Consider the following 15397-nt stretch of genomic DNA (forward strand, 5'->3'; position numbering starts at 1 on the left):
GCTCACGGTCCAGCCGCTGATCGCGGCCCCGCCGTTGTTCGTCACGGTGACCTCGGCCTGGAAGCCGCCCTGCCAGGAGTTCGTCACCTTGTACGCGGCCGTGCACGCCCGGCCGGTCGGGGAGGCGCTGGGGGAGGGGCTGGGGGAGGGGCTGACCGACGGCGACGCCGAGGGTGAGGGCGAGGGGGACGCCGAAGGCGAGGCGGAGGGAGAGGCGGAGGGCGAGGCCGAGGGAGAGGCGGACGGCGACGGCTCGGCGCCGGGGGCCGCGCCCCAGATCGTCGCGCCGCCGGAGTGGATCGTGATGTTCCGTACGGTCACCGGGGTGGAGCCCGGGGTGGTGGACACGCCCGAGTACGACCAGTCGTTCGACGGGTCCCAGGAGCCCGAGCTGGCGATGCGGAACTGGACCTCCCGCCGCGACTCCGACTGGCCCGCGGGCGTGATGACCTGGCCCGAGCAGTCGATCGTGACGTAGTAGATCCGCCCGGAGAACTGCGTCGGGCCGGTGGGCGCCTTGCACTGGTTGTACGCGGTGGTCAGGGTGATCTGCGCGGGGGTCGTGTCGCCGTCGAGCGTGAAGTAGTAGCGGAACGTGCCGTCGGCCAGCGCCCTGGCCGGCCACGCCGAGTGGTTGACGATCAGCGTCTTGATCTCGGTGAAGTTGGGGCCGGCGGCGTTCACCGACGCCTGGGCGTAGATCTCGGGCCCGTCAGGCGTCTCCGCCGGAGGGAAGTTCGTCAGCGGGGTGCCGCCGTACTCCTTGTAGAGCCGGGCCAGCGCGCTGGTGAATCCGGCGTTGTAGTCGGTGGCGACCTCGTTCATCACGTAGTTGCTGCGGCTGTCGGTGTAGGCGTCGTCGGCCGCCTTGGGCCCGCCGACCAGCGCGCCGTACAGGATGTGCCGGCTCGCGGCGGGGTCGGCGATGTTGTTGGACCACGAGCCGTGCGCGGTCCGGTGGTGCGGGTTCTTCGGCGGGTTGGCGCCGAACCCGATCAGGTACGACGAGTTGCGGGGGTTGGCGCCGAGCGCGTAGTCGATCTGGCGGACGCCGAAGTCGTGGTAGCGCGCCTTGCGGGTGGCGTCGGTCAGCCAGTCGCTGTAGACGAGGGCGACGAAGGCCGTGTTCGCCGCGTAGCGCAGCGACCCCCACTGGTCGAGCACGGCCTCGCCACCGGGGGAGTAGGGGACCTTCTGGCCGTTCACGCCGACGGTCCAGTAGTCCAGCCAGCGGTTGGCGTCGTCGACGTACTGCTGCTTGCCGGTGAGCTTGGCCAGCAGCACGTAGCACCCGTACGACTTGTCGTCCCAGGCGATCGTCCACTTGTACGACTTCGTGGTCGACTGCGGCTCGGTGCCCAGGTTGGCGTAGTACGACTCGGCCTTGGTGAGGTAGGACGCGTCCTGAGTGGCGCGGTAGAGCCAGACGGCGCCCCATACCAGCTCGTCGTTGTAGCCGCTCCAGGACTGGTAGTAGCCCGCCGCGTCGGTGATGCAGTCGCTGTACTTCTTCCGCACGGTGTCGGCGAAGGTGTAGAGCTGCTTGGCGTGCGTCACCAGTGTGTCGGCGTACGCCGGGTCCGTCGGGCGGAAGACGATCGAGGACGCCGCCATCGCCGCCGCCGTCTCACCGGCCAGGTCCGACCCGCCGCAGGTCGCGTCGATCTTGTACGCGGGGCGGGCCATCGGCATGACCTCGGCCGGACCCCACCACGCGTGGTCGGTCCCGCCGTTGCCCACCTGCCCGTACAACACGTTCGGCGCGGGGTGCGCCTTGAGGAAGTAGTCGTTGACGAACCTCAGGTTGTCGAGCAGGTAGGCGAACTGGCCGGACGACGCGTACGCGTCGCGGTACTCGACCGCGCCCCACGCCAGCATGGTGGTGGTCGCCGCCATCGGCAGGCCGAACTTGACGTGGTCGCCGGCGTCGTACCAGCCGCCGGTGAGGTCGAGGCCCACGTCCTTGCCGTCGTTGAGAGCCGAGTCGCCGCGCCAGGACACCCTGTTGGTGGCCGGCAGCTTCCCGGACCGCTGCGCCTCGTAGAAGAAGAGGGATTTCTGGAGCGCCTCGCCGTAGTTGAACGCCGGTGCCGCCGCCGCGGCGGGGGTGAGCGCCGGGCTCCCGGCCACCGGTGAGAGCGCGGCCGCGGCCAGCAGGGCCGCCAGAGCCGTGAACGTACGCCGCATGTGGATGCCTCGCATAGGGGGGTTGGGGGCGCGACGGCGGGTCAGGCGCCGTCGCGCCCCGGCTTCGTCCGGGGAGGCCGGGCCCGGTGCCCGGCCTCCCCGGCGGTACCGAGGGGTGCGGTGAAGGGTCAGGCGACACCACACCCCCGGGCCTGGATCACCGGGTCCGTGCCGCCGGCCTGCCGCCTCAGGGGAAGAGCAGGCCGTACTGGCCGAGGGCGGTGGCCACGTCGACCTGCGCCCAGAACCGGTGGTAGTTGAAGGTCGGCGCGGGGGCCGTGCCGTTCAGGTACGCCTGGACCTTCGGCCAGTCCGGGTCGTTCTTGTACCAGGACCGGATGGAGATGAAGGTCGAGTTCGAGTTGACGGCGTCGCCGTTCGGCATCTTGCCGGTCCAGCCGGCCGGGACGTAGACCGGGTCCTTGAGGCGGTTGTAGTCCGCCTTGGTCTCCGGCACCGACACGCCCTTGCCGTCCTGGTTGTTCTTCCAGATGCCGTCCAGCAGCGCCTTGGCCGTGGTCTTGGCGCCCGCGTGGCCCGCCTTGGCGGCGTAGAACATCAGGGTCTTGGCGTAGGAGCCGGCGACGCCCACGTCGGTGGTGCGGTCGACGACCGTGACGTGCAGACCGGTGTTGGCCGGAGGCATCCCGGGGCCGCTGAAGCTGGCGTCCGGCTGGCCGGTCCAGCGCAGCGTCGACGGGATCTGGTAGGTGCCGTCGGCGTTCACCGTGGTGTTCGCCAGCGCCCAGGTGACCCACTTGTCGAGGATCGCCTTGGCGTCGGCGTTGCCCGTGGCGTAGTAGTACTCGGCCACGCGCTCCATCGACCACGCCTGGAAGCCGAACCACTGGTTGGACGGCGGGTCGTGGTAGACCGGCTGCCAGTCGTACGACATGCCGAAGAAGGTCGGCAGGTTCGACGGCGGGGCCGCGTAGTGGCCCTGGTAGCTGTTGGTCGCGCCGCCCGCGATCGCGCCCTCGGCCGACTGCAGCCACTTGTAGAACTGGATCTGGCGGGTGAGGCTCGCCGACCAGTCGGTGACCGCCGTCGTGCCCTTGGGCTTCAGCTCGTTCACGTTCGACAGCGCGTACGCGGCGAGCGGGTTCTGGTAGCCGGAGTGGTTGTGGCTCGACCCGATCCGCCAGGCCCAGCCGGCCGAGCTGTCGTTCGCGCCGCCCCAGGCGTAGTACCAGCTCAGCAGGTAGGCCGCGCTGTCCTTGCCGGTGCCGGCGGCGCAGGAGGTGGCGGTGCAGCCCTGCTTCTTGAAGTACTTGTCGTACATCGCGTAGCGCAGGTAGTCGCCCATCTTCGCGGCCTTGGCGACCGTGCCCGAGATCTGCGAGTCCTTGCCCTGCTCCTTGGCCCACTGCAGCGCCCAGTAGGCCACCTGCACCGCGCGCGCGTCGGCGTCGGGGGCGTTGGTGTACTTCCACTGCTTCGCGTACGAGGAGTCCTTGGTGAACAGGTCGAGGTACCCGTTCGGGCCGCCGAACTTGAACGTGTCGCAGGACGGCTGCGGGATCGTCTCGAAGACCGACTCCTCAGGCCCGCGCTGGTAGGTGTTGATGTACGCCGGCTTGGTCGTGCCGTCGCCGCAGCGGCCGAAGCCGTAGGTGTTGTCCACGTCGAGCAGCCAGTGCATGCCGTACACGTCACCGGTGCCGTAGGCGGACTTCAGCTCGCCCGCGATCGGGTCCACGCCGACGCTCACACCCGAATCGAGCTGGGACGGGTACTTCGTGACGTCGTCCCATTCCCCGGCGTACGTCGCGGGCTTGCTCGGGTTGTAGAAGGAGTTCGTCGGCTGGTCGGCGGTGGAGGGGATGATGTACTTCTCCAGCGAGGCCCACGCGTTGTTGAACTTGCTCCAGTCCCCGGTGACCTTGCCGTACATCGCCTCCAGCCACAGGTAGTAGCTGTACGCCTCGGACGTGGTCTCGTGGCCCTGGTCGGGGGCCTCCACCATCAGCGTCTCGACCGAGTGGTACGGCACGCCCTGCGGCGAGAAGTACCCGTTGGCCGGGTCGTGCAGCTTGTTGTACATCGTGAGGAAGTTCTGCACGTACGCGTTGCTCGGCGGGCTCGGCGACGCGGACGGGGACGGGGACGCCGAGGGGGACGCGGAGGGCGAGGCCGAGGGCGAGGCGGAGGGGGACGCGGACGGGGACGCCGACGGCGAGGGCGACGGACCGCCGCCGCGGCAGGTCACCCCGTTGACCGTGAACGAGGTGGGCGCGGGGTTGGAGCCGCTCCACGTGCCGTTGAACCCGATGCTGGTCGAGCCGCCGGTGCCCAGGGCGCCGTTCCAGGACAGGTTGGTCGCGGTGACGGTGGCGCCGCTCTGGCTCCAGTCGGCCGACCAGCCCGGCAGCGTCACCTTCTGGCTTCCCGGGAAGGTGAACTTGAGCGTCCAGCCGTTGACCGGGTCGCCGAGGTTGTTGACGGTGAGGTTGGCGGTGAACCCGCCCTGGCCGGGCGAGGACGTCCACTCGTTGACCGCGTACGTCACGTCGCAGGAGACGGCGGCGGACGCGGGGGACTGCGCCAGGCCGGCCAGCACGGCGGCGGAGACGCCGGCGGCGGCCACCCAGGCGATCCGTTTCCGCGATTGTGGGAGCGCTCCCGCTCTTGGTGGTCGTGTGCGCATCTTCTGGGGTTCTCCAATGGTCGGGGGGTGCATCGGCGGGACGGAACACCAGGTAGGCGGACGCGGCTCGCGATGCGGGCGGACGGCTGGATCGAACCGGTAATGGGAGCGCTCCCATTAGGATTGTGGAAGCGCCCTCCGCGATGTCAATCACCGTCCGCGCGGCGCCCGTCGCGCTCCCTCCCGCGCCGACCGGCCCTGGCGCGCAGGCTGGCCTTTTGCCTGGTACGCCGCTGAATGGCAGGTGCGTACTGGTTGAAAGTTTCATCTGTTTCGCTCGGGTTTGGGGCCAGGTCGGCGGGTAGGCGCATACGCATCTCCGACATGGGAGGCGACCATGGTTCACACCAGGGAAGGTCAGTCGACCGGCGAGCTGGTCCGGCAGATGTCGGAGCAGATGTCCCGGCTGGTCCGGGGCGAACTGCGGCTCGCCAAGATGGAGCTCATGGAGAAGGGCCGGCACGCCGGGTTCGGCGCCGGGTTGGTCGGCGCGGCCGGGGTGGCGGCGCTGCTCGGCGCGGCGGCGCTGGCCGCCGCGGCGATCCTGGCGCTGGCGCTCGTGCTGCCCGGCTGGGCGTCCGCGCTGATCATCGGCGGCGTGCTCCTCTTCCTGGCCCTGCTCGTCGGGGTGGCGGGCAAGCAGGTGGTGTCCTCCGCCACGCCGCCGACGCCGCATCGCATGATGCGCAGTGTCAAGACCGACATCGACGTGGTGCGAGAAGGTGTGCGCCGTTGAGCGAGACCGATCCCGGGCCGAGCCGCCAGGGCGCGGGAGAAGTGGGGGTGCACAGCCACCTCGTGGAGTGCAGCGCGGTCGATGACGCCGGTGACACCCTGAACGAGACCATCCAGCGCGTCGTCGTCGCGTGGCGGCCCTTCGCGGACGAGCTGGAGGCGGCGCACGCCGACATCGAGCGCAACCGCGCGGAGTTGGCCCGCACGGTGGCCGAGCTGGCTTCCCGGTTCGACGTGAGGAGCCGAGCCCGGGCGAAGGCCCGCCAGGCCGGCGGCCTGATGCTGCCGGCGGCGGTCGTCGCCCTCGGCGCGGCCGCCGGGCTCGCCCTGCGCCGGGCGAGGAGGCGCCGACTGTACGGCGGGGGAGGCGCCTGAACGCTCGTGAGCGGACCGGCATCGCGATGATGACACGATGTCGGGAGCATCACGAGAAGGAGCGCGCGTGGACGAATGCGTGTTCTGCGCCATCGTGGCGGGCCGCACCCCGGCCGCGACGGTGCTGTCAGACGAGGTGGCCGTGGGCTTCCTCGACGCCCGGCCGGTGTTCAAGGGGCACGTCCTCGTCGTGCCCCGCGTCCATGTCGAGACCCTGCCCGACCTGTCCGACGCCGACGTCGGGCCGTACTTCCAGCGGGTACGCGAGGTGGCCAGGGCGGTGGAGGAGGGCCTCGGCGTCGCGGGCACCTTCGTCGCCCTGAACAACCGGGTCAGCCAGAGCGTCCCCCACCTGCACACCCACGTCGTGCCGCGCAACCGCAAGGACGGGCTGCGCGGCTTCTTCTGGCCCCGGGTGAAGTACGCCGACGAGGGCGAGGTCATGGAGTACGCCGCGCGGATCCAGGCCGCGATCCAGAAATCTACAACGTAAAGGACGCGGCGTGGAACCTGTGGTGGCGGCCCTGGTGGTCGCGGTCCTGATCGGCGTGCCGTCCGTCGTCCTGTGGCGCGTGCTGCGCGGCCGGCGCGAGCTGGGCAGCAGCCCGGCGGAGCGGGCCACGTTCGAGACCCTGCACACGGCCTCGCTCGCCGCGCCGCTGCTGCGCGCGGGGCTCACCCAGGCCGGCGCGCTCAAGGCGTCCCGGCACCTGCGCGAGCTCCTCGGCTCCCCGGCGATCGCCATCACGAACGGCGAGGAACTGCTCGTCTACGACGGCGAGGGCGATCACCACGCCAAGGACGCGTTCGGCCACGCCGACAGGACGCTGGAGGACGGCAGGACCCAGGTGCTCGCGCTGGACTGCGATTTGCTGGAATGCCCGATCCGGCACGCCGTGGTCGTGCCGCTCACCACCGAGGACCGCGTCGTCGGCACCCTCGCCGCGTACGGCGACCACGCCTCGGCGGGGCTGGTCCGGGCGGCGCAGGAGGTGGCCCGGTGGGTGGACTCGCAGCTTGAGCTGGCCGAGCTGGACCGCTCCCGGACGATGCTGATGGAGGCCGAGGTCAGGGCGCTGCGCGCGCAGATCTCGCCGCACTTCATCTACAACTCGCTGACCACGATCGCCTCCTTCGTCCGCACCGACCCGGAGCGGGCCAGAGAGCTGCTGCTGGAGTTCGCCGACTTCACCCGATACTCGTTCCGGCGGCACGGCGACTTCACCACGCTCGCCGAGGAGCTGCACTCCATCGAGCGCTACCTCACCCTGGAGCGGGCCCGGTTCGGCGACCAGCTCCAGGTCACGCTGCGCATCGCCCCCGAGGTGCTCGCCGTCGCCGTGCCGTTCCTGTGCCTGCAGCCGCTGGTCGAGAACGCCGTACGGCACGGCCTGGAGAGCAAGCCGGGCGTCGGCCGGATCTCGATCGTGGCCGAGGACGCGGGCGCCGAGTGCGGCATCAGCGTCGAGGACGACGGCACCGGCATGGACCCGGAGCGGCTGCGCCGCATCCTGTCCGGCGAGGACCGTGCCACCGGCGTCGGCCTGGCCAACGTGGACGAGCGCCTCCGGCAGGTGTACGGCGACGAGTACGGGCTCGTGGTCGAGACGGGCAGGGGCGCCGGGACCAAGGTCAGCATCCGCCTCCCCAAGTACCACCCCGGCGTCTCGGCGTGACGATCGGCCGCGTTCTTCCACCGTGCCGTTCTCGTGGCCGGGCCCTCCCGCGTTGAACGCGCTTGAACGCGCTTGAACGCGCTTGAACGCATTGGATGCCACCCCTCCTCGCCGGCCCCCGCGCGGGAGGGGGAGCCGGGGCCGAATCGTTGTGATCCCGGGCCGGTGAGACGTTGACTTCGGCTGTCCTGATTCATGACGCTCTATGGGATTCCGTGTGGTGAAGGAGGGCTCCCGTGACCGGCCTGCGGGTCCTGGCGGTGGACGACGAGCAGCCCGCCCTTGAGGACGTGGCGTACCTGCTCAGGGCGGACCCGCGCATCGGCGAGGTGCTGACCGCCCGCGACGGCGCGGCGGCGCTGAAGCTGCTCGACCGCGCGATGGCCGAGGGCAGGCCCGTGGACGCGGTCTTCCTCGACATCCGGATGCGCGGGCTCGACGGCGTGGTGCTCGGCCGGCTCCTCGCCCAGTTCACCCGGCCGCCGAAGATCGTCTTCGTCACCGCGTACGAGGACCACGCGGTGGACGCGTTCGAGCTGAAGGCCGAGGACTACCTCCTCAAACCGGTCCGCCCCGAGCGGCTGGCCGAGGCGATCCGGCGGGTGTGCGGCAGCCGCACGGAGCCGGAGACCGGCCCGCAGGCGGACACGATCCCGGTCGAGCTGGGCGGGGTGACCCGGTTCGTCACCAGCACCGAGGTCCGGTACGTCGAGGCGCGCGGCGACTACGCCCGGCTGCACACCGCGACGGGGAGCCACCTTGTGCGCATCCCGCTCGCCGCACTGGAGGAGCGCTGGGCGCCCGCCGGGTTCGTCCGGGTCCACCGCAGCCACCTGGTCGCGCTCCGGCACATCGACGAGCTGCGCATCGACTCCGGCCGCTGCGTGGTGCGGATCGGCGAAACGGAGATCCCCGTCAGCCGCCGGCACACCCGCGAGCTGCGCGACCTGCTGGTGCGCCGCGCGCGCAAGGCCGGGTCGCGATGACCGAGAAGCGGATCTCCGACCTGCTGCGGGTGAGCCGGTCGGCCGCCGACGCGGAGCGGCCCCGCCGGGTCGTCGTCACCAGCCCCCGCACCGCCGCCGCCCGGCGTCCGCGCCGCCCGCTCACCACCGAGATCGACGAGCAGACGCAGCTCGGCGAGGTCTACATGGCCTCGCTGGTGCGGACCCAGTTCCGGCTGGCCCTGTTCGTCTGCACCGTGCTCGCCTGCGTCGTCGGCGGGCTGCCGCTGCTGTTCCTGCTGGTGCCGGAGCTGCGCTCGGCCGACCTGCTCGGCGTGCCGCTGCCCTGGCTGGTGCTCGCCGGGCTCATCTATCCCGCGTTCGTCGTCGGCGCCTGGCTGTACGTACGGCAGGCGGAGCGGAACGAGCGCCACTTCGCCGAGCTGATGGACCGCGAGTGAGCGGAGCGCGGCGGTGAGCCCCGCCTACGGCATGACCGCGGTGGTGCTGGTCCTGCTGGCGGCGGTCCTGATCGGGGCCTTCGGCATCCGGGTGTCCCGGACGACCTCGGACTTCTACGTCGCCTCGCGTACGGTGTCGCCGCTGTGGAACGCGTCGGCGATCGGCGGCGAGTACCTCTCGGCGGCCTCGTTCCTCGGGGTAGCCGGGCTGATCCTCACCTACGGCGCGGACATGCTGTGGCTCCCGGTCGGCTGGACCGGCGGCTACCTCGTGTTGCTCGTGCTCGTGTCGGCCCCGCTGCGCAGGTCGGGGGCGTACACGCTGCCGGACTTCGCCGAGGCGCGGCTGGAGTCGATGGTGGTGCGGCGCGCGTCCAGCGTGCTCGTGGTGTTGATCGGCTGGCTCTACCTGATGCCGCAGTTCCAGAGCGCCGGGCTGGTCTTCCAAACGGTGACGGGCGCGCCGACCTGGGCCGGCGGGCTGCTCGTGGCGGTGGTGGTCGCCCTCAACGTGCTGTCCGGCGGCATGCGGTCGATCACGTTCGTCCAGGCGTTCCAGTACTGGCTCAAGCTGACCGCGCTGGCGGTGCCGCTGGTCTTCATGCTGATCGCCTGGCGGTCCGACGGCTCTCCCGGCCTGCCGCCCGGCGACCCGTGGGCGCTGCCGCTGCACGGGCGCGAGCACCCGGTCTACGCGACGTACTCGCTGATCATGGCGACGTTCCTCGGCACGATGGGGCTGCCGCACGTGCTGGTGCGGTTCTACACCAACCCCGACGGCCGGGCCGCCCGCCGGACCACGCTGCTGGTGCTCACGCTGCTCAGCGCGTTCTATCTGATGCCCGCCGTGTACGGGTACCTCGGCCGTGTCTACGGGCTGCCCGCCACGGACGCCGTCGTCCTCACCCTGCCCGGGCGGCTGGTCGGCGGGACGGCGGGAGAGCTGCTGACGGCGCTGGTGACGGCGGGGGCTTTCGCCGCGTTCCTCTCGACGTCATCCGGACTGGCTGTGTCGGTCGCGGGGGTGATCGCCCAGGACCTCATGGGCGGCGGGGTGCGGCCGTTCCGCATGGCGACGGTCCTCGCGGTGACGGTGCCGTTCGTGCTGGCGAGTACGGCGCGGACGCTTCCGGTGGCCGACGTGGTGGGGCTGGCGTTCGCGGTCGCGGCGTCCTCGTTCTGCCCGCTGCTGGTGCTCGGCATCTGGTGGCGCCGGCTCACCACGGTCGGCGCGCTGGCCGGGCTCCTCACCGGAGGCGGGCTGGCCTCCGCCGCGGGCGTCGTCACCATCGTCGGCGGGCCGTACTCGGGCTGGCCGGAGGCGCTGCTGGCCCAGCCGGCGGCGTGGAGCGTGCCGATCTCCTTCGCCGTCATGATCGCGGTGTCGCTGCTCACGCCGTCCCGCGTGCCGAGGAACGTGGCCAGGACCATGGTCCGGCTGCACACCCCAGAGACCCTCGACGTGGACCGGGGCGACTGGCGGCCGCGCTCGGTCTGACCGGTCGTCGCCCGGCTTCGTGCGGCGACCGGCGGCCACAAGGGAGGTAGCGTTCGGCGGCGGTCCGACCGCTCGGCGCATTGATGGGACCATTCATCGCACGCCGTACCTGCTTGACCGCCGCGTGGCGGCGGCTCACCGACAAGAGGGCCCGGGCGTCTCGTCAGGGCCGCGCCCCACTCCTACGCTCTGCGTGATCCAGATCACAGCCGTGGGAGGTCGTGTGACGACTCGGCAACATGACGCGTCCGTTTATGAAGAGATACAGACGAGCGAGCGGTTCCGTGAGTTGCGGAGCCGGTTCCGGCGCTGGGTCTTCCCCATGACCGTCGCGTTCCTCGCGTGGTACGTGCTTTACGTCATCATGTCGGGCTTCGCCCGTGGCTTCATGGGCACGAAGCTGTTCGGCAACATCAACGTGGCCCTTGTCTTCGGCATCCTGCAGTTCGTCTCGACGTTCCTGATCGCCTGGGGCTACTCGCGGCACGCCGCCCGGAAGCTGGACCCGCTGGCCGACGAGCTGCGTCACGAGGTCGAGGAGAAGACCGCCGCATGAGCCACGAGACCCTCTCGACGATCCTTTTCGTCTTCTTCGTCGCCGGGACGCTCGGCATCACCTTCTGGGCCAGCCGCAACACGAAGACCGCCGCGGACTACTACGCGGGCGGCCGCTCGTTCAGCGGTCTGCAGAACGGACTGGCGATCGGCGGCGACTACATGTCGGCCGCGTCCTTCCTCGGCATCGCCGGCATCATCGCGCTCTCGGGATACGACGGGTTCCTCTACTCGATCGGGTTCCTCGTCGCCTGGCTGGTGGCCCTGCTGCTGGTCGCCGAGCTGATGCGCAACTCGGGCAAGTTCACGATGGCCGACGTGCTCGCCTTCCGGATGAGCCCGCGCCCCGTGCGCACCGCCGCCGGCGTGTCCACGATCGTGGTCAGCATCTTCTACCTGCTCGCCCAGATGGTCGGCGCGGGCGCGCTCGTCGGCCTGCTGCTCGGCATCCACTCCGAGGCCGGCAAGATCTGGACGATCATCGGGGTCGGCCTGCTGATGATCGTCTACGTGGTCTTCGGCGGCATGAAGGGCACCACGTGGGTGCAGATCGTCAAGGCCGTCCTGCTGATGACCGGCGCGGCCCTGATCACACTGCTCGTGCTCGGCAAGTTCGGCTTCAACCTGTCCAGCCTGCTGGGCGAGGCGGCCGAGAAGAGCGGCAAGGGCCAGGCGCTCCTCGAACCCGGCCTGAAGTACGGCACCGAGGCGCAGGGCATCGCCGGGAAGATCGACCTGATCAGCCTCGGGCTGGCGCTCGTCCTCGGCACGGCCGGCCTGCCGCACATCCTGATCCGCTTCTACACCGTGCCCACCTCCCGGGAGGCCCGTAAGTCCGTCCAGTGGGGCATCGGCATCATCGGCGTGTTCTACCTGCTCACGCTGGTGCTCGGGTTCGGCGCGGCGGCGCTGGTCGGCGGCAAGGCGATCACCGAGCAGGACAAGGCGGGCAACACCGCCGCGCCGCAGCTCGCCGAGGCGATCGGGCGGGAGATCTTCGGCGAGGTGGGCGGCACCATCCTGCTCGCGGTCATCGCGGCGGTCGCGTTCGCCACGATCCTGGCCGTGGTCGCCGGTCTGACCCTGGCGTCCTCGTCCAGCTTCGCGCACGACCTGTACGCCCACGTGTTCAAGCGGGGCACCGCCACCGAGCGGCAGGAGGTCGTGGTCGCGCGGATCTCCGCGTTCGTGATCGGTGCGGTCGCGATCGGGCTGAGCATCTTCGCGCAGTCGCTCAACGTGGCCTTCCTGGTCGCGCTGGCCTTCGCCGTGGCCGCCTCGGGCAACCTGCCGGCGATCCTCTTCAGCCTGTTCTGGAAGAGGTTCAACACCGCCGGCGCGGTGTCCGCGATCTACGGCGGTCTGATCACGTCCGTCCTGCTCGTGGTGTTCTCGCCGGTGGTGTCCGGCGCGCCGACGGCGATGTTCCCCGAGGTGGACTTCCACTGGTTCCCGCTGTCGAACCCGGGTATCGTCTCGATCCCGGTCGGCTTCCTCGCCGGATACCTCGGGACGACCCTCAGCAAGGAGTTCAACGCGTCAAAGTACGCCGAGATCGAGGTCCGCTCGCTGACGGGTCTCGGTGCCGAGCAGGCCACCGAGCACTGAGCGAACACTGAACGAGCACCGAACAGAGCGCGGTGACCGGACCCACGGTCATCCTCCTCGGGACCGCACCGCGCATCCGGGACGTTCCGCGGCCGTCATCCCGACGGCGGTCACGGTGGTCGCCTTCGGGCGGAACACCGAGGACGTCCCGGACCCGGGTCGGGCCCGGTCGCGGGTGGCGTAGTGCCCCGCGGCCGGGCCGTCTCGTCTCATCCGCCCCGCTCTCGTCTCATCCGCCGTGCTGAGGCGCTGTGCCTCCACCGGCAGAGGGAACCGTCCTCGCCTGGTGGGGGCCGCCGAGGCCGGAATCTCGCGGCGCGGCACCGGGACGGCCGGGACCGAAGGGTCAACTGTCCGTTGCGTGATGGTACGCCGGACCCCGCGTGGTTATCGTCGGATCCGTGTACCGGCAGACGGCCAGAACCCGGATTCTCGACGCGGCCGAGGAGCTCTTCTCGGGCGGCGGGTACGACGCGACCCCGACGGCGCGGATCGCGGAGCTGGCCGGGGTGCCCAAGGGTCTGCTCTTCCACTACTTTCCCCGCAAGATCGATGTGCTGATCTCGCTGGTGGACGAGCGGACCCTGGTCACCGAGTACGACGCCGAGGAGGTCGTGGAGCGCGAGGCGGCGGCCGCGCCGGGCGACGCCGCCGGGGCCCTGTCCCGGCTGGCCCGCAGGCTGCCGCTGCACGCCTCGCCCGCCATGCGGCGCATCCTGTTCCGCGAGGCCGACACGCACCTGTCGGTGCGGGAACGGCTCGGCCGCCTGAACGCGGAGATCATCAAACGGGCGCGGTTCGCCCTCGAACTCGCCATGCCCGGCGGTCGCGGGGACGCGGCCCGGCTGGAGGCGGCCGCCGCCACGTTCGCCGCGGTCCTGCTCTATCAGGAGAGCATCTGCCAGCTCACCGGCCACCACATCGATCCGGACGCGGTCGCCGAGCTGATCGCCCACGCGCTGGGCTGACCCCCGCGCTCGACGCCCGAACCCGCCGCTCGCCTCAGGCGGGGATCTTCTCCACGGTGTCGGGTTGGGCCGAACCGGCATCCGGCGTCGCCCGCCCGGCGCCCTCCGCCGTCCCGCGCTCCTCCGGGCCCGGCGTCTCGGACTCCATCGCCGCCGATTCCAGCTCGGCGGCCCGCTCGCGCTTGGCCAGCGTGGTGAGCTCCTCCATCGCCTCGTCGATGTGGCCGATGAGGCTCCACACGTCCGGCACCCTCGCCGGGCAGGCCACGACGCCGAGGTCGAGCCGTCCGTCGTAGGAGATGCAGGTGATGCTGAGCGCGCCCGTCACATCGGTCACCACGGACATCGGGTAGTACGACAGCACCCGCGCCCCGCACAGGTAGAGCGGGAACGGCGGGCCGGGCACATTGGACACGATCAGGTTGACACCGGTGCCGACCATGCCCGCCAGGCGGAACAGGGTCGGCGTCGCCAACGCGGAGAACGGCGCGGGGAACATGGCGCACACGTCGTTGAGCCAGGTCGCGGGCGACACCGCGAAGCGCCGCTTGGCCGCCAGCATGGCCGAGCGCACCGTCGACAGCCGTTCCTTCGGGCACTCGACGTTCGTGGCCAGCGGGGTGATCATGGCGGAGATCTGGTTGCCGATCGTCTCGCTGCCGCGCGCCGTACGGACGGCCACGGGGACCGCCGCGATGAGCGGCTGGCCGGGCAGCGCGTCACAGGAGATCAGCCAGCGGCGCAGCGCCGACGCGCACAGGGTCATGACGACGTCGTTCACGCTCATCCCGAAGGTGCGGGAGACCCGCCGGATCTCTTCCAGGGGGATCGAGCCGAAGGCGAAGCTCCGCTCGCCGGAGATGACCCCGTTGAACGGCGTACGCGGAGCGGCGAGCGGCGGCAGCTCGGGCCGGGGACGTTCGTCGCCGAGCAGCCGCCGTGTCGCGCGGGCGATCAGCCGGGCCCCCGGCAGGGCCGAGGCGAGGGGGATGGCGTCGAGGTCGGCCACCGCCCGCGTGAACGACCGCAGGGCCGCGAGCGGATGGACGACCGAGCGGGCCAGCCCGCCCGCGAGCAGGCCGATCTGCTCCGGTGTCCGCTCCGCCGGGACCTCCGGAGGCGTCTCGACCAGGCGAGGCTCGGGGGAGAGGTCCAGCAGGGAAACGAGGATCTCGGCGCCGGACACTCCGTCGATGGCGCAGTGATGGACCTTCGTGTAGAGCGCCACCCGCCCGTCCGGCAGGCCCTGGATCAGGTGCATCTCCCACAGCGGCCGCCTCCGGTCCAGCCGGCGCGCGTGGATGCGGGAGACGTGTTCGGCGAGCTGGTCGTCGTCGCCGGGGGCCGGCAGCGTCGACTCGTACACGTGCTCCCGCAGGTCCAGATCGGCGTCCTCGACCCAGTACGGCCGGTCGAGCGCGAACGGCACGTCGGCGAGCCGCATCCGCAGGGGAGGGGCGAGGTGGCTCACGGCACTCGACACGCAGTTTCTGAGCGCGGAGTCGCACACCACGACGTCGCGTGGCGATCCTCGACCCGGCGTGCGCTGAGCTGGCGCATCGGCGGTCCTTCCTGCTCTCGTCCGTGCTCCGGTGGCGGACGATCATCGTTCGCTCCCGGAGTGTGACCATCATCTCCGTGCCGGGTTACCAGCGCGTTTCCTGCGCGTCTCCGGGGAGAATTGGGCCGCGCGTGACCCCGGCATGGGGCCCGGGACAGGCCACCGGAGCGAGACCTGTGCAG

13 protein-coding genes are annotated in these 15397 nt (G+C 71.0%); 10 read left to right on the forward strand and 3 right to left on the reverse strand.

The features are described 5' to 3' along the window. Both AWQ68_RS25785 and AWQ68_RS25790 read right to left on the reverse strand, forming a co-directional pair. Positions 1-2187: glycoside hydrolase family 9 protein (locus tag AWQ68_RS25785; RefSeq protein WP_084464417.1), on the reverse strand; the 2187-nt coding region annotated here is incomplete at its 3' end. Positions 2188-2374: 187 nt separating this feature from the next. After that, positions 2375-4774: a glycoside hydrolase family 48 protein gene (locus AWQ68_RS25790; RefSeq protein WP_373281542.1), complete on the reverse strand. Its 2400-nt coding sequence runs from the start codon at positions 4772-4774 to the stop codon at positions 2375-2377. A 397-nt stretch (positions 4775-5171) separates the two neighbouring features. Between AWQ68_RS25790 and AWQ68_RS25795 the strand changes: the two genes are divergently transcribed. The 10 genes from AWQ68_RS25795 to AWQ68_RS25840 all read left to right on the forward strand — a co-directional run bounded on the left by AWQ68_RS25795 (position 5172) and on the right by AWQ68_RS25840 (position 13654). Next, positions 5172-5570, forward strand: coding sequence for a phage holin family protein (locus tag AWQ68_RS25795; protein WP_066944584.1), 399 nt, complete (start codon positions 5172-5174; stop codon positions 5568-5570). After that, the gene (locus tag AWQ68_RS25800; protein ID WP_084464401.1) at positions 5567-5944 is read left to right on the forward strand and encodes a DUF3618 domain-containing protein; all 378 of its coding nucleotides are present in this window, start codon (positions 5567-5569) and stop codon (positions 5942-5944) included. Before AWQ68_RS25795 ends, AWQ68_RS25800 begins: the two co-directional genes overlap by 4 nt. Before the next feature lie 67 nt (positions 5945-6011). Further along, positions 6012-6437, forward strand: coding sequence for an HIT family protein (locus AWQ68_RS25805; RefSeq protein ID WP_157545711.1), 426 nt, complete (start codon positions 6012-6014; stop codon positions 6435-6437). 10 nt (positions 6438-6447) lie between these two features. Next, positions 6448-7620 (forward strand): histidine kinase, encoded by a 1173-nt coding sequence (locus AWQ68_RS25810; RefSeq protein ID WP_066944590.1) that lies wholly within the window; start codon positions 6448-6450, stop codon positions 7618-7620. A gap of 236 nt (positions 7621-7856) precedes the next feature. Then, on the forward strand, positions 7857-8606 hold the full coding sequence (locus AWQ68_RS25815) for a LytR/AlgR family response regulator transcription factor (RefSeq protein ID WP_066944593.1): 750 nt from the start codon (positions 7857-7859) through the stop codon (positions 8604-8606). Further along, positions 8603-9025 (forward strand): hypothetical protein, encoded by a 423-nt coding sequence (locus AWQ68_RS25820; RefSeq protein WP_066944595.1) that lies wholly within the window; start codon positions 8603-8605, stop codon positions 9023-9025. The genes AWQ68_RS25815 and AWQ68_RS25820 overlap by 4 nt, the downstream gene beginning before the upstream one ends. Positions 9026-9038: 13 nt before the next feature. Continuing rightward, entirely contained in the window at positions 9039-10523 is a 1485-nt protein-coding gene (locus tag AWQ68_RS25825) for a sodium/solute symporter (RefSeq protein WP_066944597.1), read from the forward strand. A gap of 223 nt (positions 10524-10746) precedes the next feature. Continuing rightward, positions 10747-11079 (forward strand): DUF485 domain-containing protein, encoded by a 333-nt coding sequence (locus AWQ68_RS25830; protein ID WP_157545713.1) that lies wholly within the window; start codon positions 10747-10749, stop codon positions 11077-11079. Further along, complete coding sequence (locus AWQ68_RS25835) at positions 11076-12686, forward strand: monocarboxylic acid transporter (RefSeq protein ID WP_066944599.1); 1611 nt, start codon at positions 11076-11078, stop codon at positions 12684-12686. The genes AWQ68_RS25830 and AWQ68_RS25835 overlap by 4 nt, the downstream gene beginning before the upstream one ends. A 401-nt stretch (positions 12687-13087) precedes the next feature. Continuing rightward, a complete protein-coding gene (locus tag AWQ68_RS25840) occupies positions 13088-13654 on the forward strand; it encodes a TetR/AcrR family transcriptional regulator (RefSeq protein ID WP_245656086.1) in 567 nt (188 codons plus the stop codon). Between the two features lie 34 nt (positions 13655-13688). On the opposite strand, the gene AWQ68_RS25845 is transcribed toward AWQ68_RS25840, so the two are convergent. Continuing rightward, positions 13689-15167 carry a WS/DGAT/MGAT family O-acyltransferase gene (locus tag AWQ68_RS25845; RefSeq protein ID WP_157545715.1) on the reverse strand — a complete coding sequence of 493 codons (1479 nt, stop codon included), beginning with the start codon at positions 15165-15167 and terminating at the stop codon, positions 13689-13691. Positions 15168-15397 lie beyond the last annotated feature (230 nt).

The organism is Microtetraspora fusca (genome assembly GCF_001570365.1).
Classification (GTDB): domain Bacteria; phylum Actinomycetota; class Actinomycetes; order Streptosporangiales; family Streptosporangiaceae; genus Microtetraspora; species Microtetraspora fusca.